We start from the raw sequence: 18,779 nt of genomic DNA on the forward strand, positions 1-18,779 counted from the left end.
GGCGAGGCGTGCCAGAGCCCGGTGTTGAAAATTACCGGGCTCCGGCAGTCACTTAAAGAGCGGCAACCGGATGCGGCGAGCCGTCATAGGCGCCCCAGATCGATTGGTCGAAGCAGATGACCGAACCGGTCATCAGGCCGGATTCCGCAGACGAGAGATAAGCGCAGGCGCGCGCAACTTCCTCGGGATCGACAAGGCGGCCGAAGGGCTGGCTTGCGGCTGCCTTTGCCAGCCAGTCCTCGGCGGCGCCATGATATTCCCGCTGTATCCGGTCTTCGCCCTCCGACGACATCCAGCCGATGTTCAGGCCGTTGGCGCGGATGCGATTGCGCAGCAGCGCATAGGCGGTGTTCTTGGTCAGCGTCTCCAGCGCGCCCTTGGAAGCGCAATAGGCGGCGATGAAGGGCTGACCGGCTTTCGCCGACATCGAGCCGATATTGACGATCGTGCCTTCGATCTTCTCACGGCGCATCACCTTGACCGCCTCCTGGATCAGGAAGAACGGCGCCTTGACGTTGACGGCGAACATCTGGTCGAAGAGCTCCGGGCTGGTGTCGAGGATGGTGCCGCGGTCGGTGATCGCCGCGGCGTTCACCAGCGCATCGACGCGGCCGAAGGTCTGGTCGCAGGCGCGGACAACGTTCTGCGCGTCTTCGACCTTGCCAAGATCTGCCTCGACGTAGACCACCTTGGCGCCGGTTTCGGCCGAGAGTTCCTCCGCCTTGGCCTTGCCCTTCGCTTCATTGCGGCCGCAGATGACGATGCCCTTGGCGCCGCGTTCGGCAAACAGCCGGGCGATGGTGGCGCCAAGGCCCTGGGTGCCGCCGGTGACGATGGCGATCTTGCCGTCCAGGCGGCTCAAGTCTGTGCTCATGTGGTTCCTCCGTTTGATTGATATGCAAATAGCCCCTCGCGGGTGCGAGAGGCGGTTTGGTTCGTGCGTGTGGCCCCCTCATCCAGCGGCCGCCACCTTCTCCCCGAGAGGAGAAGGGATTTGCCGCGCCGTCTCGTGTCCCCTTCTCCCCAGCGGGGAGAAGGTGCCCGAAGGGCGGATGAGGGGGCTCCTTGTTCTTACGTCAGCTTCTTTTCCGCCTGATCCGCAAGCGCCTTGGCAAAGGCTTCATCGCTCCAGCCTTCCTTCAGCGCCTCATGCATCAGCTGTGCCTGCGTCTTCGGCGCCAGGCCGCCGACCGGCGGGTCGCGGTCGAGGTTGGTCGGGAAGGAATAGCCCTCGGCGCAGGAGGCGACGGCGTTGACGATATCGGTTTCCGAAAGCTGTCCTTTCAGCTTTTTCAGCGCCGGGAACAGCTTGGCGCTCATGCGCTCGCGGTTGACCGTTTCCATGGCCCGGCCGAAGGCGGAGGAGACCTGCAGGAGATTTGCGACGCGCTTGATATCGGCAGAGCGGTTGGTGCCTGCGGCGTGGAACAGCGCCGGGTTGAAGAAGACCAGGTCACCCTTCTGCAGCGGCAGCTGGACATGGTGTTTGTCGAAATAATCCTTGAATTCCTGGCGCTTGAGCGCGAGGTAGCCCGGCACATAGGTCTGGCTATGCGGCAGGAAAAGCGTAGGTCCGCTTTCGAGCGGCATGTCGCAATGGGCGACCGCGCCCTGCAGCGTCAGCACCGGCGAGAGCTTGTGGACGTGGGCGGGAAACTGCTCGATGACCTTGGAGGACTGGAAGCCGAGGTGATAATCGCGATGCGCCGATTGCGCCGCGCCGCCCGGGTTGACCCGGTTGACCTGCGCCGTCATCTGATAGCTCGGCCCGAGCCAGGCTTCGCTGGCGATCGCAATGATCGGATTGGCGTAGTAGCGGGCGAAATTCTCGGGATCGGCCAGGCAGTGCTTTTCCAGCGAATTCCAGATGCGATCATTGGCGCCCGGCTTGGCAAAGTGGTCGCCGCCGCCGGTCGAAGTGCGGTGCTGCTCCTCGATGATCTCGTCGAAGATCTTGCTGGCACGGTCGATGACAGAGGTATCCTCGTAGGCACGTTTGAAGACGACCACGCCGGGACCGTCGCCGAAGGCTTCGCAGATTTCCGCCAGCACAGCGCGGCGGCCCTCGGGATCGGCGATCGCTGCGACGACCTTACGGCTGTCGTAGATCAGCACGTTTTTCTCGACGCTATCGGCATTTGGGTAGTCTGCGAGCAAGGTCGTCTTCTCGGCCAGATCGCGAAAATCGCCGAGATCGCAGGCGTCTTCGGTCAGCCAGACGCGGTCGGCGCGCAGTTTCTGCAGGTTGTCGGTTTTCATCAGGTGCTCCTCCAATCGCTGATGGAGGGCACTATACGCCGCAGCATTTGCTGATATAGATCAGCGATCCATCAAAAAACCATCAGAACTGCGCCGATGCCGCACCATTTCCTCGTCAAGGATATCGCCTTCCAGGCCGGGCTCAGCACGGCGACCGTCGATCGGGTGCTGAACGAGCGGCCCGGAGTGCGCCGCCAGACCGAGCAGCGCGTGAAAGCGGCGATAGCCGAACTGGAAAAGCAGCAGGCGGGTGCCGAGGCCGCCAGCCGGAAGCTGTCGATCGATATCGTCATGGAAACGCCGGAGCGGTTCAGCGATGCTGTCCGGGCCGCGTTCGAGGCGGAAGTCACGACGCTGCTGCCGACCGTTTTTCGCTGCCGGTTTCACTTCGCCGAAGTGATGAGGCCGGCCGAGCTGGTGCAGCTGATCGATCGCATCCGGCTTCGCGGAACGCACGGCATCGTGCTGAAGGCGCCCGATGTGCCTGATGTCATTGCCGCCGTGCGGCGCGCCGACGAGGCCAAAATACCTGTTGTCACGCTCGTCACCGATCTGCCGAATTCGCCGCGCGCTGCCTATGCCGGCGCCGACAACCGGGCGGCCGGGGAGACGGCTGCCTATCTGATCGGTTCGCAGATGGGAGAGCGGCCAGGCCATGTGCTGGTCACGTTGTCGAGCGGACGGTTCAGGGGAGAGGAAGAGCGCGAGATCGGCTTTCGCCGCATCATCCGCGAGCGCTATCCGTCGATCGGGATCACCGAAATCAGCGAGGGGCATGGGACGGATGCGGCGACGGGGACGCTGGCGGCCGAGGCGCTTGCGGCGAACCGGGCGATCGATGCCGTCTATTCGATCGGCGGCGGCAACAGGGCGGTGCTTGCCGCCTTCGAGGCGTCGGGGCGGCCGTTGCGGGTGTTCGTGGCGCATGATCTCGATGCCGATAATCGCACGCTGCTGGCATCGGGCAAGATCAATTTCGTCCTGCACCATGATTTGCGCACCGATGCGCGCTCGGCTTTTCGCGCCATCCTCGACCGCTCCTCGAAGGCGCAGCGAAACGGCCACGGGCCGCTTTCGGCCGTCGAGATTATCACGCCGTTCAACATGCCATCCGGCGGGTGACCGCCACTCTCTTGTTTTTCTTTCTCATGGGACGAAATCCGGATAGTTGTTGGCCGAACAGGGAGGTGGATGGCATGGAATACAGCGACATTGGAACCATCGCGACCTGGCTGACGGAACAGGGCTTGAAGGGCGCGACGGAGTCCGAGCTGCTCGACGGCTTCTGCATCGCCTGCCGTGACAAGGGTCTGCAGATCGACCGCGGCATGGCGCTGATGGATACGCTGCATCCGGTTCACGAGGGACGCGCCTTTCGCTTTGACAGCGAGCAGGAGATCGAATCCGAATTCGAATATGGACCGACCGGTGAGGGGGAAGCGCTGGAAAGCTGGAAGCGGTCCGCCTTCTATTATCTCTGGGCGGGCACCGAGAACGAGGTTCGCCGCCGTATCGGTTTCGGCGATCCCGCCGATTTCCAGATGCTCGAGAAGATGGCTGAGCTCGGCCATACCGATTATGTCGCGATGATCCATCGCTTCGAGAAGCAGGGCACGATCGGCGAGATGGACTGCTTCTTCTCGCATTTCTCGACGCGCCATCCGGAGGGCTTTTCGGACCACGATCTGGTCATCCTGCGCAAGCTGGTGCCGGTGCTTGGCCTGGCGATCAAATGTATCGGCCTAGGCCGCATCGCCCGCACCATTGCCGAGGTCTATCTCGGGGAGGATGCGGCGCGTCAGGTCATGGAAGGCAAGATCAGCCGCGGCAAATCGGAACGGATCTCGGCAGCTCTCTGGTTCTCGGATCTGCTGAACTATACGAGGATCTCCGACAACGCCTCGCCGGAAGAGATCCTGCCGTTTCTGAACGAGTATAGCGAAGTGGTGATCTCGGCGATCCACGAGTCCGGCGGCAATGTTCTGAAGTTGATCGGAGATGGCGTGCTGGCGATCTTCAAGGGCGAGGATCCCTCTGAAGCCTGTTGCGCGGCGCTGAAGGCCGAACGGCTGCTGCGCGAAAAGCTCGCCAAGCTCAATGCGGCGCGCGCGGTCGATAGCCGGCCAACGACCGACGTCTATCTCGGCCTGCATATCGGCGATGTCTTCTACGGCAATATCGGCAGCCAGGAACGCCTCGACTTCACGGTCATCGGCCCTGCCGTCAACGAGGTCAGCCGCATCGCCTCGATGTGCCGGTCGGTGGATTTCAATGTGCTGATCTCGTCGGAATTTGCCGATACGATCCCGAGCGAGGATCGCGCCGAACTCGCCTGCATCGGGCGATATGCGCTGCGCGGCGTCAAGCGCCCGCAAGCTCTTTATACGCTGGAGACAGCCTGGCTGGGCGCAGGCAACTAAGGGCACAGTTTGGTGCCGTTGTCTGGTTCCTGCCGCCGCTCCTAAAAGAGAAGGGCCGCTTTCGCGGCCCTTGCTATCTTACCATTCGGCGAAGCTGCCATCTTCGTGGCGCCAGATCGGGTTGCGCCAGCGGTGGCCTTCCTTGGCGCGTTCGATGACATAGGCTTCGTCCACCTCGATGCCGAGACCCGGTCCCTGCGGGATGGAGACGAAACCGTCGGCATACTGGAACACCTCCTTGTTGGAGATGTAATCGAGGATGTCGTTGCCCTTGTTGTAGTGAATGCCGAGGCTCTGCTCCTGGATGAAGGCGTTGTAGCTGATGGCATCGACCTGCAGGCAGGCGGCAAGTGCGATCGGGCCGAGCGGGCAATGCGGGGCGAGCGCCACGTCATAGGCTTCGGCCATCGAGGCGATCTTGCGGCATTCGGTGATGCCGCCGGCATGGGAGAGATCCGGCTGGATGATATCGACATAGCCGTCGGCCAGAACCGACTTGAAGTCCCAACGTGAATAGAGCCGCTCGCCGAGCGCGATCGGCGTCGAGCAATGGTTGGCGATTTCCTTCAGCGTTTCGCGGTGTTCCGAGAGCACGGGCTCCTCGATGAACATCAGCTTGTAGGGCTCGAGCTCCTTGGCCAGCACCTTGGCCATCGGCTTGTGGACGCGGCCGTGGAAATCGACGCCGATGCCGATATGCGGGCCGATCGCTTCGCGGATAGTGGCGATGGTCTCGACGGCGCGATCGATCTTCTCGTTCGAATCGACGATCTGCATTTCCTCGCAGCCGTTGAGCTTAATCGCCTTGAAGCCCCGGGCGACGACATCCTTGGCGTTGCGGGCAACGTCGGAGGGGCGGTCGCCGCCGATCCAGGAATAGACCTTGATGCGGTCACGCACCTGGCCGCCGAGGAGCGAGTGGATGGGCTGGCCGAGCGCCTTGCCCTTGATGTCCCACAGCGCCTGGTCGATGCCCGAAATCGCGCTCATGTGGACGGCGCCGCCGCGGTAGAAGCCGCCCCGATACATGACCGTCCAGTGGTCCTCGATCAGAAAGGGGTCCTTGCCGATGAGATAGTCGGCCAGTTCATGGACGGCGGCCTCGACCGTCAGCGCCCGTCCCTCGACCACCGGTTCGCCCCAGCCGACGACACCCTCATCCGTCTCGATCTTCAGAAACAGCCAGCGCGGCGGAACGATGTAAGTCGTGAGCTTGGTGATCTTCATGGGGTCGGGCTTTCATTCTTCTCGTGTTGCGTCTGCGGCGGTGCCGCCTGTCTGTTTACTTGGTCCGGCCGATCGCCTTTTCGGCGGCGGCGAGATCGCGCACGGCGAGATCCAGCATGCGATTGGCGCATTCACGCGCCTTTGTACGGTTGCGCAGCCTCAGTGCCTCGACAAGCTCGCCATGGACGGCAACGGCGTCCTCACGGCTTTCGACGGCAATGTTCGAGGCATGCAGGGCATATTTCAGCGCAGCATGGATGGCGCTGAGCAGCCGGCGGAACACCTGGTTGTGGCTCGCCTTGAGAAGTACGGCATGAAAGGTCACGTCGGCATCGGTGAAGGCTTCGGGGTCACCGGCGGAATCCCGCATCTGGCGCCAGGCGCTGTCGAGATCGGCGATTTCCTGGGTCGTTGCCCGTTCGGCGGCATATTCCGCGGCTGCCGGTTCGATCGTGCGGCGTGCCTCCAGAATGCAGCCGAGCAGGTCGAAGTCCTTGATATAAGGTCCCATCCATTCGAGTACTTCGGCGTCGATAATGTTCCAGTCGTCGCGGTCGCAAACCGAGGTGCCGATCCGCGGCTTGCCGCGCACAAGTCCCTTGGATTCCAGCACCTTGAGGGATTCGCGGATGACAGTGCGGCTGACGCCGTAGAGCTCGCAGAGATCGTTTTCTCGCGGCAGCGGCGATCCGGCCGGATAGCGCTCCGAAAAGATGTCTTCGGCCATGGCGGCTGTCACGTTCTTGCGAACGCGCGGACGGCTTCCGATGCGCGGATTGGCATCCCCACTCTGCTGCTCGATGGAATCCAAATGACCTCTCCGCTTTCCTTGCCCGCGAAGCAAACCGAACCGTCTTAGCCGAATTCGATTTCCTTTGCGACGGCTCCTCCCGGCACGCTTGATATTATCTTATTATTCCAATCATCATACAAAGGCAATTGACTGGTATGATGATTTAACTTAATTCTAGCGCACTGCCTGGGAGGCAGATGCTCATTTTTGAGAGTTAGGGAGAGAGACATGCGCTTGTTCAAAGCAGCCATCCTGGCTGGCACATTTGCCATTCTGGCCGCCGGCTCCGCCTTTGCCGAAGACGTCAAGATCGGCTTCATCGTCAAGCAGCCGGAAGAGCCGTGGTTCCAGGACGAATGGAAGTTCGCCGACCAAGCCGCCAAGGAAAAGGGCTTCACCGTCGTCAAGATCGGCGCCGAAGACGGCGAGAAGGTTCAGTCGGCGATCGATAATGTCGGCGCCCAGGGCGCTCAGGGCTTCATCGTCTGCACGCCTGACGTCAAGCTCGGCCCCGGCATCGTCGCCAAGGCTGCCGCCAACCAGCTCAAGGTCATGACCGTCGACGACCGCCTGGTCGACGCTGACGGCAAGCCGCTGGAAGACGTTCCACATATGGGTATCTCCGCCACCAAGATCGGCGAGACCGTCGGCCAGGCGCTCGTTGACGAAATCAAGAAGCGCGGCTGGGACATGAAGAATGTCGGCGCGATCCGCGTTTCCTACGACCAGCTTCCGACCGCTGTTGATCGTGTCGAAGGCGCGATCTCGGTTCTGAAGACCGCAGGCTTCCGGGCTGAAAACATCTTCGATGCGCCGCAGGCCAAGACGGATACGGAAGCCGCTCTGAACGCTGCGACCACCGTTCTCAACAAGCATGCCGACGTGAAATACTGGGTTGCCTTCGGCCTCAATGACGAAGCGGTTCTTGGCGCGGTCCGTGCATCGGAATCGGTCGGTATCGCTGCCGACCACGTGATCGGCGTCGGCATCGGTGGCGCTGACTCGGCGATCAACGAGTTCAAGAAGCCTGCCGCAACCGGCTTCTTCGGCACCGTCATCATCTCGCCGAAGCGTCATGGCTACGAAACCGCGATGAACATGTACGACTGGATCGCCAACGGCAAGGAACCGGCCAAGCTGACGCTGACCTCCGGTTCGCTGGCGCTGCGCGGCGATTACGAAAAGGTTCGCAAGGACCTCGGCATCGAATAATCATCCTCCCAAGGTGATTTTAATCCCGGCGGCGCATGTCTGCCGCCGGGCTCTTTCTCGATGGAGCGATGATGGCTTTCCTCGAATTCAAGACCATTTCCAAAGGCTATCCGGGCGTGCAGGCGCTCTCCAATGTCTCGTTCGGTGTCGAAAAGGGCGCCGTTCATGGACTGATGGGTGAGAACGGCGCCGGCAAGTCGACCCTTATCCGGATACTCTCGGGCGATCAGTCGTCCGATGACGGCACGATCGTCATCGATGGTGAGGAGCAGAAATACAGCTCCGTCCGCGATGCCTTCAACGCCGGCGTCATCGTCATTCACCAGGAACTTCAGCTCGTTCCCGAGCTGACCGTTGCCGAAAACCTCTGGCTCGGCCGCTTTCCGGGCAAGGCCGGGGTCATCGACAGCAAGACGCTGATCGAGACGGTGCGCGCCAGGCTCAACGATATCGGCATCGACGTCGATCCCTCGGCAAAGGTTGCGACGCTGTCGATCGGTGCCCGCCAGATGGTGGAGATCGCCAAGGCCGTCATGCTCGACGCGCGGGTGATCGCGCTCGATGAGCCGACATCTTCGCTGTCGTCGCGCGAAAGCGAAATCCTCTTCTCGCTGATCGAGAAGCTGAAGTCCAAAGGCACCGTCATTCTCTACGTCTCGCATCGGTTGGACGAGATCTTCCGTCTTTGCGACAGCCTGACCGTTTTGCGTGACGGCAAGCTTGCTGCCCATCATCCAAAAGTCGCCGATACGACGCGCGACCAGATCATCGCCGAGATGGTCGGGCGCGAGATCAGTAATATCTGGGGCTGGCGCGAGCGCCCGCTTGGCGGCATCAGGCTGGAGGTCAAGAACCTCTCCGGCTCGAAGCTGCGCAACCCGATCAGCTTCTCTGTGCGTCAGGGCGAGATCCTTGGCTTTTTCGGCCTTATTGGGGCCGGGCGAAGTGAAATGGCGCGGCTGCTCTATGGCGCCGATCACCGGCATCAGGGCGCGGTGACGATCGACGGCGTTGCCGTCTCGCCCAACAATCCGAAGGCGGCAATCAATGCCGGAATGGTTCTCTGCCCCGAGGATCGCAAGTTCGACGGGATCATCCAGGGACGGTCGATCCAGGAAAATATCGCGATTTCCTCGCGCCGCCACTTCTCGCCCTTCGGTGTGCTGAATCCGAAGAAGGAAGCGTCGGTCGCAGACCAGTTCATCGCCAAGCTTCGGGTGCGCACGCCGTCGCGCAAGCAGGACATTATCAATCTGTCGGGTGGCAACCAGCAGAAGGTCATTCTTGGCCGCTGGCTTTCGGAACAGGGCGTCAAGGTCCTCGTCATCGACGAGCCGACGCGCGGTATCGATGTCGGCGCCAAGTCCGAGATCTACGAAATTCTCTATGAGCTTGCGGCGGGTGGCATGGCGATCGTCGTCATCTCCAGCGAATTGCCTGAGGTGATGGGTATTTCGGATCGCATCATGGTCATGTGCCAGGGCCGCGTTGCCGCCAATGTGGCACGCGCCGATTTCGACGAACGCAGCATTCTGACCGCGGCACTGCCCGACAAGAATGCCGCCGGCACAATCTAATTCAGGAACAGCACGATGAACTCGTTGAAAAAAATCCTTCTCGGCGAACAAGGCCTCGTGGTGATCTTCGCCATTGCCTTCGTCATCGTCTCGATCTTTGTTCCGAGCTTCCTGACGGAACGCAATATGCTCGGCCTGCTGCAGTCGGTGGTCACCATCGGCATCGTTGCCTGTACGATGATGTTTTGCCTGGCCTCGCGCGACTTCGACCTGTCCGTTGGCTCAACGGTCGCCTTCTCCGGCATGATTGCTGTCATGGTGTCGAATTCGACCGGCTCGATCCCGCTCGGCCTGCTGGCGGCGCTGATCTGCGGCAGCATCGTCGGCGTCATCAATGGCGTGGTCATCGCCAAGTTCCGTATCAATGCGCTGATCACCACGCTGGCGACGATGCAGATCGTTCGCGGCTTCGCGCTGATCGCATCGGACGGCCGTGCTGTCGGCATCAACGATCCTTCTTTCTACCAGCTGGCGCTGTCGCGTTTCCTGACGGTGCCGACGCCGATCTGGATCATGATCGCGCTGTTCATCGTCTTCGGCTTCGTGCTGAACCGCACGGTCTTCGGCAAGAACACGCTCGCCATCGGCGGCAATCCGGAAGCCTCGCGTCTTGCCGGCGTCAACGTCGTCAACATGCGCATCTGGATCTTTGCGCTGCAGGGTCTGGTCTGCGCCATCGCCGGCATCCTGCTGGCCTCGCGCATCACCTCCGGTCAGCCGAACGCGGCGACCGGGCTTGAGCTTTCGGTCATCTCCGCCTGCGTCCTCGGCGGCGTGTCGCTGGCCGGTGGGCGTGCGGCGATGACCGGGGTCATTGTCGGCGTGCTGATCATGGGGATTGCCGAAAACGTCATGAACCTTTTGAACATTCAGGCCTTCTACCAGTATGTCGTGCGCGGCCTGATCCTGCTGATTGCCGTGCTGCTCGACAATCTGAGATCGTCGGCGGCCGGACGGCGCGGGTGAGCGGGTCTGCGGACATGGAGGAGATCCGGATCGCCGATGGCGATCTTGAGATCTCTCTGTCCCGCTTTGGCGGCGCGATCAGCAGTGCCAGTTTTCGCGGGTGCGCCTTCATGGTAGCCGGCGGCGGTGCCGATGGCGGCGCTGCCAGTTTCCCTCTCGTGCCTTTCGGCAACCGGGTTGGCGACAATGTGATGACCGTTGGCGGCCGCGATTATTGCTTCCGCCCCAACACGGCCGATCCGCTCTATCTGCATGGGGATGGCTGGCTCGGGCTTTGGGATATCGTCTCCCACGGCCGCCAGAAGGCGGAAATGACCTTCCGCCACGCTGCCGATCATCTTTCGCCGTATCGCTATCAGGCGTCGCAGCGTTTTTCGATTTCCGGCAATTGCCTGGTGAATACGCTCGGCGTGACGAACAGCGGTCATGCGCCGCTGCCGTTCGGCCTCGGCTTTCATCCTTATTTCTCGCTGACGCCGCAGATATCGTTGACCGCTCCAGCGGAGCATTTCTGGACGGAGCGGGATGGCCACCTGCCGGATAAGCGAGGGCCAGTGCCCGAACTGCTCGATTTCTCGCGGCCCCGAACCATTCCGCCGCAGTGGATCAACAATGCCTTCGAAGGCTGGGATGGCCATGCCCGGATCGTCTGGCCGGAGCTGAAGCTTGTGGCTGATATCGAGGCGGATCCGGTCTTCGGCAACTACATGATCTATACAGCCGGCGGTGATGCGGATTTCTTCTGCTTCGAGCCGATGACCCACTTGCCGAATGGCCATCACATGCCCGAGTTTGGCGGCCTTGTCTTGCTGCAGCCCGGCGAGAGCATTTCGGGGCAAATGGCGATCAGCCTTTCGGCCTTGGAAATCTGACGGAGGAAATTTTGGTGGAGCGTCTCAAGGGAAAGCGCGTGCTGATCACAGGTGCGGCGCAGGGCATCGGCCTGGCGATTGCCGAGGCCTTCGTGCGCGAGGATGCTGCCGTCTTTCTCATCGATACCGACGAGGCGCGTCTAGCCTCAGCCGCGGCCGGGCTTCGTTCAAAGGGCGCCCGCGTTGCGCATATGCGCGCCGATATCACCGATGCTTCGGCAATTGCGACTGCGGTTTCGCGGGCTGCCTCGGAAATCGGTCCGATCAATGCGCTGGTCAACAATGCCGGCGTCAATGTCTTTGCCGAGCCGCTTGAGACAAGCGATGCGGAATGGGACCGCTGCTTCGACATCAACCTCAAGGGCGCGTGGAACTGCACGAAATCCGTGCTGCCGGGGTTGATCGAGCAGGGCGGCGGGGTGATCCTCAATATCGCCTCCACCCATGCCTTCACCATCATCCAGCATACATTTCCCTATCCGCTTGCAAAGCATGCGCTACTCGGCATGACCAAGTCGCTGGGGCTTGAATATGCGGCGAAGAACATTCGTGTGAACGCGTTGGCGCCCGGCTATGTCGCGACCCAGAAGGTCATCGACTACTGGAACGGCTTTCCCGATCCGGAGGCGGCCAAGGCCGAAACGATGAAGCTTCATCCCGGCGGGCGGATCGCCACGCCGGAGGAGATCGCCATGGCCGCCGTCTTCATGATCTCTGACGAATGCCCGTTCATGAATGCCACCTGCCTGACTGTCGATGGCGGTTTGAGCGTGCAGCAGCATCCGGCCTGAATGATTTTTGCGTGGTGGTCGCCAACGCGATATCGAGCCTTATATTGCGCCAAGGAAGGTGATGCCTTCCGCGGTGGCGGCATTGGCCACTTCAGGTTTCAATCGCAACGGAGGACGGCATGCAGATCAATCGCACAGCATCGGCCCAATGGTCCGGCGGGCTCAAGGACGGCAAGGGCAAGATTTCGACCCAGAGCGGCGCTCTCAAGGAGCAGCCCTATGGCTTTGCAACGCGTTTCGAAGGCGTTCCCGGTACGAACCCGGAAGAGCTGATCGGCGCGGCGCATGCCGGTTGCTTCACGATGGCGCTTTCACTGATCCTCGGTGAAGCCGGGCTGACGGCCGAGAGCATGGAAACGAATGCGAAGGTGACGCTGGAAAGCGTCGAAGGCGGCTTTGCGATCACCGCCATCCATCTTTCGCTGTCCGGCAAGGTGCCGGGTGCCGATCAGGCGAAATTCACCGAACTTGCCAACAAGGCCAAGGCCGGGTGCCCGGTTTCCAAGGCGCTGTCGGCCGTGCCGATCACGCTCGATGTGACGCTTTCCTGATCCATTTGAAAATATTCATACAATGCCGCGCGCCCGATGGCCGCGGCATTTTTACGTTTGATTCACTGATTGACATGTGATGGCTGATATCTTACGACTGACGAAATTCAAAATTCGTCAGTCGTAAGTGAGGCCACCCAAAACATGGGCGAAATTGCAGAAGCCACGATCGAAAGCAGCCGTCAGGAGAATGTGACGCGCATTCTGGATTCGGCTGAAAAGCTGTTCCGTCACTACGGTTATGCCAAGACGACCGTTGCCGACGTCGCCCGTGATCTGGGCATGTCGCCGGCCAATATCTACCGCTTCTTTGCATCCAAGGTGGAAATCCACCAGGCGATCTGCGGCCGCATGCTGGCCGCAGGTTACAAGCAGGCCTACGACGCCTGCCATTTGCCGCTCAGCGCTTCGGAGCGGCTGCGGCTTTTCGTGCATGGCCAGTATCAGATGACGGTCGACACCATGCTCGATCGCGAAAAGGTTCACGAAATGGTGGTCGTCGCGATCGAGCGCGACTGGCACGTGATCGACAAGCATATCGACAGCATTCATGCATTGCTTGCCGACGTGATCCGCGAGGGGATTGCGGCCGGTGAGTTTGCCGAACAGGACGCGGATGCGGCTTCGCGTTGTTTCGGTGCGGCGACGGTCACCCTGTGCCATCCGCAAATCGTTGCTCAGTGTCTGGCCAAGACTAATCGGGCGACGATTGACGAGCTCGTCGAATTCTCTCTGAAAGCATTGAAATAACAGGCGGTTCAGCCGCCGTATAACATTCGAAAGATCGGGAGCGCGAAGATGATTTCGCTCAATAGCCGCCTCATGCCGTCCATTTTCACTCTTGCGCTCGCCGGCGCTCTCATTCTTGGCCTTTCCGGCTGCAGCGACGAGAGAAAGGCAGAAGCCCCGCAAGTGTTGCGGCCCGTGAAGGTCGTCGAGATCGCCAAGGCTGGCGACACGCGGGCGCTTGATTATTCCGGCGCCGTCAAGGCGCGCACCGAGATGAATCTCGGCTTCCGCGTTGCCGGCAAGATCACCGAACGCGCCGTCAATATCGGCGATCGCGTGAAACCGGGTGACCTCTTGGCACGCGTCGATGCGACCGACTACGAGCTTGCAGTGAAGAGTGCTGAAGCCAATCTGGCCGCCGCCGAGAAGGGCGTACAGACCGCCGATCTGGCCAACAAGCGTGCCATCCAGCTCTTCGACAAGAGCGTCGCCTCGAAATCACAGCTTGAACAAGCGTCGCTGACCTACGATCAGGCGGTATCGACGCGCGATGCCGCTCTGTCGTCGCTCGACCAGGCGAAAAACCAGGTGAGCTACGCTGCGCTGCAGGCCGATCAGAACGGCATCGTGACCGCGATCAATGCCGATACCGGTCAGGTCGTGGCTTCGGGTACGCCCGTCGTCGCGGTGGCGGTCGATGGCGAGAAGGAAGTGCAGATCGCCGTGCCGGAAAACGATATTGCCGAGTTCAAGCCTGGCAAACCCGTAAAGGCAAGCTTCTGGTCCGATGACAAGCTGGTTCTGCAGGGCAAGGTTCGCGAAGTCTCGGGTGCGGCTGATCCGCAGTCACGGACTTTCTCCGTCCGCGTCAGTCTGCCGAATGATCCGCGCGTGCTTCTCGGCATGACAGCGACAGTCGAGGCCAATGTCACCAATACCAATCTTGATGTCGCCGTGCCGCTGACGGCGTTGGCGGAAAAGGACGGCAAGAAGATCGTCTGGATCGTCGACCGCAATGCTGCGACCGTCCATGCCCGCGAGATCAAGATTGCCGATTTCACCGGCGACGGCGTCAGCGTCACCGAAGGCCTGCAGAGCGGCGATATCGTCGTTGCTGCCGGCACGCAGTTCATGACCGAGAACCTCAAGGTCAAGCTGCCCGATCAGCAGGCCGCTTCCACCGAAGCGACCAGCGCCGTCGAGTAAGGCGTAGCGAGAGGGACACAGGTCATGGACAGCAACGACACCACCGAGAAGCGCCCGTTCAATCTGTCGCGCTGGGCAATCGGCCATCCGAGCATCGCCCGCTTCCTCTTCGGCCTCATCCTGATAACCGGGGTGCTCGGGCTGATGCGCATGGGCCAAAAGGAAGACCCGGATTTCACCTTCCGCGTCATGGTCGTGCAGGCCGTCTGGCCCGGCTCCTCCATTCAGGAGATGGAAGACCAGGTCACCAACAAGATCGAGCGCAAGCTGCAGGAAACCCCGCATCTCGACTGGGTGAAATCCTATACCCGTGCCGGCAGCTCTATCATCACCGTTCAGGTGAAGGGCGACACCAGTTCGGCAGACGTTGCCGACGCGTTCTACCAGGTTCGCAAGAAGGTCGGCGATATCGCCAGCGAGCTGCCGCAGGGCCTGCTCGGCCCCTATTTCAACGATGAGTTCGGCGATACGTTCATCACGCTGCATTCGATCAGCGGTGACGGCTATTCCTATCCGGAGCTGAAGAAATTCGCGATCCAGGCGCGTGACATGCTGCTGACGACGCCTGGTGTCGAGAAGGCTGTCATCATCGGCGACCAGCCGGAAAAGATCTATATCGACGTCTCCTCCAAGGCGCTGGCCGAACGCGGCCTGACCGTCGTCGATCTGCAGAACGCGATCAAGGGTCAGAACAATGTCGATCCGGCGGGTTCGGTCGATACCGGCCTGCGGTCCGTGCGCATCTCGGTCGAAGGCGATGTCCGCAAGGTCGAGGATATCCGGGAACTGCGGCTGCGCTCCGGCAATCAGGTGACCCGTCTTGGCGATATCGCCACCGTCTATTCCGGTCTCGAGGATCCCTATCAGCGCAAGTACCGCTTCAACGGTCATGAGAGCGTTCAGGTCGGCGTCGTCATGGCCAAGGGCTTCAAGGTCACCGATGTCGGCACGGATGTCGAAGCGACCTACGAGCGCTTCGAGAAGGCGCTGCCCTATGGCGTGGCTGTCGATCAGATCTCCAACCAGCCCGATGTCGTGACCGATGCGATCAGCGAGTTCATGCATGCGCTGGGCGAAGCACTGGTCATCGTGCTCATCGTCTCGTTCCTGTCGATCGGCTGGCGTTCCGGCCTGGTGATCGCAATCGCGATCCCCTTGGTGCTCGCCGCCACATTCGCCATCATGTACGAGCTCGGCATCGACCTGCAGCGCATCTCGCTCGGTGCATTGATCATCGCGCTCGGTCTTCTCGTCGATGATGCGATGATCGTCGTCGAGATGATGGAGCGAAAGCTGGAAGAGGGGCTGGTGAAGGTCGAGGCGGCAAGTTTCGCCTATTCATCGACAGCCTTCCCGATGCTGACCGGCACGTTGATCACCATAGCCGGGTTCATTCCCGTCGGTTTTGCGGCATCGACAGCCGGTGAATATGTCCGTTCGCTTTTCTATGTCGTCGGTATCGCACTTATCGTCTCGTGGTTCGTGGCGGTCTATTTCACGCCATGGCTCGGCTACATGATCCTGAAGCAGCGGCATCATACCGGCGAGCATCACGATGTCTTCGATACGCGCTTCTACCGCGGCCTGCGCAACAGCGTCGGCTGGGCGGTACGCCATCGCGCCATCGTGCTCCTGATCACCGTCGGTGCCTTTGTCACCAGTCTCTGGAGTTTCCAGTTCATTCCGCAGAACTTCTTCCCGCAGTCCTCGCGTCCCGAAATCCTTGTCGATCTCTGGCTGCCCGAGGGCACCAGCATCAAGGACGTCGAGACCAAGGCGAAGGCTCTCGAAGCCAAGATGATGGCGGATCCGGACAAGAAGTTCATCGCCACCTATATCGGCGAAGGTGCGCCTCGCTTCTTCCTGCCGCTCGACCAGCAGCTTGCCAATCCGAACTTTGCTCAGCTCCTGATCATGGCGAATGACGAACCGGCGCGCGAGCGGCTGATCGTCAAGCTCAGAACGATCCTTGCCGAAGACTTCCCTGATATCCGAGGCAAGGTCGATCGCCTGTTCCTGGGGCCGCCGACCGGCTGGCCCGTGCAGATGCGCGTTATGGGCCCGGATCGCCAGGAAGTGCGCCGGATTGCCGACGAGGTGAAGGCCAAGTTCGCCGAGAACCCCGAACTCGGTGCGATTCATGACGACTGGCTGGAACCGGTACCGGCGATGAAGCTCATCATCGACCAGGATCGCGCCCGCTCGCTGGGTGTCACCTCGCAGCGCGTCCGGCAGATGCTGCAGACAGCGATGTCCGGCGCACCGCTCGACGACTTCCGCGACGGCGAAGAAACGGTGTCGATCGTCGCCCGGGAGCCTGAGACGAGCCGTTCGCTGCTCTCGGCCGTCAACTCGGTCTATGTGCCGACGGATTTCGGTGGCTTCGTGCCGGTGTCGCAGATTGCCAAGGTGGTTCCAGTGATGGAACAGGGCATCGAATGGCGCCGCAACCGCCTGCCGACGATCAGCGTGCGTGCCACGTTGCCTGACGGCATGCAGCCGAACGACGTTGCCATGAAGATGTATGCCGACATGAAGGGTCTGCGCGACAGCTTGCCCGCCGGCTACCAGGTGCAGATCCAAGGCGGTGCTGAAGATGCTGCCGAGAGCCAGGATTCGATTGCCGCCAAGGCGCCGATCATGCTCGTCGTCATCATGATCCTGCTGATGGCGCAGCTGCAGCATTTCGGCAAGGCGATGCTGGTCTTTGCGACCGGTCCGCTCGGCATCATCGGCGCGGCCAGCGCCTTGCTGATCAGCGGTGCGCCGTTCGGCTTCGTGGCGATCCTTGGCGTCATCGCGCTGCTCGGGATCATCATCCGCAACTCGATCATCCTCGTCGACCAGATCGACCAGGATATCAAGGCGGGGATGCATCGGCAGGAGGCGATCGTCGGTGCTGCTGTCCGCCGCTTCAGGCCGATCATGCTGACGGCGCTGACCGCTGTCCTGGCGCTGATCCCGATCTCACGCGGCGTTTTCTGGGGGCCGCTTGCCTACGCCATGATGGGCGGCATTCTGGTTGCCACCCTGCTGACGATCTTCGTTCTGCCCGCCGGCTATGCGCTGTTCTTCGGCCGTGAGCCGAAGGATGCGACGGGCGGGCAGGCCAGCGCCGACCAGGAAGACGCGGATGAGCATCATCCGCCGGCGATGGCCGCAGAGTGAAGATGGCGCGGTTCCGGCCGCGCCGTTTTCGCTTTCAGATCAGCTGCGTTCAGGCTGCCTCGGCCTTGAGGCCGAGGATGGCGGCGCCGATCAGGCCGGGCTCGACGCGGCATTCGCTGCGAACGACCAGCGGCCGGTCGAACTTGCGCAGGATCCGCTGGCGGACCGCCCTGTCGAGTTCGGCGAGCAGCTGCTCGACATTCGACAGGCCGCCACCGACAGGGACGATCGTTGCGCCCGTGATGTTGACGGTCAGGGCGAGCGGCGAGGCCACGAGATCGGTGTAGACGTCGATCGTGCGCGTCGCCTTCTCATCACCCTGCTGCCATTGCGCGATGATCTCCTCGCTGGAGAAATCCAGGTCATGCAGCGTCTTGTGCAGACGCTCGAGGCCGCGGGCGCCGCCGACGGTGTCGACACAGCCCTTCTGGCCGCAGCCGCACGGATAGGCAGGGATTTTGGCGGGCGGATTTCCTGCTTCCGAGGCGATGATCGGGCCGTGGCCCCATTCACCGGCAAAGCCGCCCGAGGCGTTGATCAACCGCCCGTCGGAGACAAGGCCACCACCGACGCCGGTGCCGAGAATGGCGCCAAGCACGATGCGATGGCCGCGTCCGGCGCCGAGTTCGGCTTCTGCCATGGCGAAACAATCGGCATCATTGGCGATCAGCACCGGCAGGCCGAGTTCCGCCTCCAGCTCGGCTGCGAGATCGCGGCCGTGGATACAGGGAATGTTAGCGCAGGTGAGCCGCTGGGTATCCGGATCGACAACGCCGGCAATCGAAAGCGCAACGCGCGACGGCTGTTCGCCGCTTTCCGTGATGAAGCTGCGGATGGTTTCGACGAAGGCCGCAAAGTCATCTTTGGGCGTCGGCTTGCGGCCCATGGGAGTGATGTCCGCTTCGGAGTGGGCGATGCCGCCCTTGATGGCCGAGCCGCCGATATCGAAGGAAATGATCATGTCTTGCCGCCTCGCGATTACCGGCGTCTGCTCGCATCGTTTGCTTG

At 61.5% G+C, this 18,779-nt stretch carries 16 protein-coding genes; 11 read left to right on the forward strand and 5 right to left on the reverse strand.

From position 1 onward, the window contains the following. Window positions 1-52 precede the first annotated feature (52 nt). Complete coding sequence (locus tag AC1DJO_RS18815) at window positions 53-874, reverse strand: SDR family oxidoreductase (RefSeq protein WP_477972385.1); 822 nt, start codon at window positions 872-874, stop codon at window positions 53-55. Window positions 875-1,071: 197 nt separating this feature from the next. Then, a complete protein-coding gene (locus tag AC1DJO_RS18820) occupies window positions 1,072-2,259 on the reverse strand; it encodes a phytanoyl-CoA dioxygenase family protein (protein WP_477972387.1) in 1,188 nt (395 codons plus the stop codon). A 96-nt stretch (window positions 2,260-2,355) separates the two neighbouring features. On the opposite strand from AC1DJO_RS18820, the gene AC1DJO_RS18825 reads away from it, so the two are divergent. Continuing rightward, complete coding sequence (locus tag AC1DJO_RS18825; RefSeq protein ID WP_477972389.1) at window positions 2,356-3,381, forward strand: LacI family DNA-binding transcriptional regulator; 1,026 nt, start codon at window positions 2,356-2,358, stop codon at window positions 3,379-3,381. 74 nt (window positions 3,382-3,455) lie between these two features. Further along, window positions 3,456-4,679 (forward strand): adenylate/guanylate cyclase domain-containing protein, encoded by a 1,224-nt coding sequence (locus AC1DJO_RS18830; protein ID WP_477972391.1) that lies wholly within the window; start codon window positions 3,456-3,458, stop codon window positions 4,677-4,679. Between the two features lie 78 nt (window positions 4,680-4,757). On the opposite strand, the gene dgoD is transcribed toward AC1DJO_RS18830, so the two are convergent. Together dgoD and AC1DJO_RS18840 are read right to left on the reverse strand one after the other, a co-directional pair. Beyond that, window positions 4,758-5,906, reverse strand: coding sequence for a galactonate dehydratase (gene dgoD, locus AC1DJO_RS18835; protein ID WP_477972393.1), 1,149 nt, complete (start codon window positions 5,904-5,906; stop codon window positions 4,758-4,760). A gap of 55 nt (window positions 5,907-5,961) precedes the next feature. Then, window positions 5,962-6,717 (reverse strand): FadR/GntR family transcriptional regulator, encoded by a 756-nt coding sequence (locus tag AC1DJO_RS18840; protein ID WP_477972395.1) that lies wholly within the window; start codon window positions 6,715-6,717, stop codon window positions 5,962-5,964. A gap of 210 nt (window positions 6,718-6,927) precedes the next feature. On the opposite strand from AC1DJO_RS18840, the gene AC1DJO_RS18845 reads away from it, so the two are divergent. From AC1DJO_RS18845 to AC1DJO_RS18885, 9 genes are all read left to right on the forward strand, one after another. Next, entirely contained in the window at window positions 6,928-7,911 is a 984-nt protein-coding gene (locus AC1DJO_RS18845; RefSeq protein WP_477972397.1) for an arabinose ABC transporter substrate-binding protein, read from the forward strand. A 71-nt stretch (window positions 7,912-7,982) separates the two neighbouring features. Next, complete coding sequence (gene araG / locus AC1DJO_RS18850; RefSeq protein ID WP_477972399.1) at window positions 7,983-9,488, forward strand: L-arabinose ABC transporter ATP-binding protein AraG; 1,506 nt, start codon at window positions 7,983-7,985, stop codon at window positions 9,486-9,488. Between the two features lie 15 nt (window positions 9,489-9,503). After that, window positions 9,504-10,454, forward strand: a complete 951-nt coding sequence (gene araH / locus AC1DJO_RS18855; protein ID WP_112385669.1) for an L-arabinose ABC transporter permease AraH — start codon at window positions 9,504-9,506, stop codon at window positions 10,452-10,454. Continuing rightward, the gene (locus AC1DJO_RS18860; RefSeq protein ID WP_477972401.1) at window positions 10,451-11,326 is read left to right on the forward strand and encodes an aldose 1-epimerase; all 876 of its coding nucleotides are present in this window, start codon (window positions 10,451-10,453) and stop codon (window positions 11,324-11,326) included. Before araH ends, AC1DJO_RS18860 begins: the two co-directional genes overlap by 4 nt. Window positions 11,327-11,337: 11 nt before the next feature. Continuing rightward, window positions 11,338-12,117, forward strand: a complete 780-nt coding sequence (locus AC1DJO_RS18865; RefSeq protein ID WP_477972403.1) for an SDR family oxidoreductase — start codon at window positions 11,338-11,340, stop codon at window positions 12,115-12,117. Between the two features lie 119 nt (window positions 12,118-12,236). After that, complete coding sequence (locus AC1DJO_RS18870; protein ID WP_112537094.1) at window positions 12,237-12,668, forward strand: OsmC family protein; 432 nt, start codon at window positions 12,237-12,239, stop codon at window positions 12,666-12,668. A 144-nt stretch (window positions 12,669-12,812) separates the two neighbouring features. Then, window positions 12,813-13,418 carry a TetR/AcrR family transcriptional regulator gene (locus tag AC1DJO_RS18875; protein WP_112385665.1) on the forward strand — a complete coding sequence of 202 codons (606 nt, stop codon included), beginning with the start codon at window positions 12,813-12,815 and terminating at the stop codon, window positions 13,416-13,418. Window positions 13,419-13,466: 48 nt separating this feature from the next. Next, entirely contained in the window at window positions 13,467-14,603 is a 1,137-nt protein-coding gene (locus AC1DJO_RS18880; RefSeq protein ID WP_477972405.1) for an efflux RND transporter periplasmic adaptor subunit, read from the forward strand. Between the two features lie 24 nt (window positions 14,604-14,627). After that, a complete protein-coding gene (locus AC1DJO_RS18885) occupies window positions 14,628-17,771 on the forward strand; it encodes an efflux RND transporter permease subunit (protein WP_477972407.1) in 3,144 nt (1,047 codons plus the stop codon). A 49-nt stretch (window positions 17,772-17,820) separates the two neighbouring features. Here AC1DJO_RS18885 and AC1DJO_RS18890 read toward each other — a convergent pair whose 3' ends face one another. Then, window positions 17,821-18,732: an ROK family protein gene (locus AC1DJO_RS18890; protein ID WP_477972409.1), complete on the reverse strand. Its 912-nt coding sequence runs from the start codon at window positions 18,730-18,732 to the stop codon at window positions 17,821-17,823. Between the last annotated feature and the right edge of the window lie 47 nt (window positions 18,733-18,779).

The sequence above is a fragment of the Rhizobium sp. 05N430 genome, assembly GCF_056396985.1.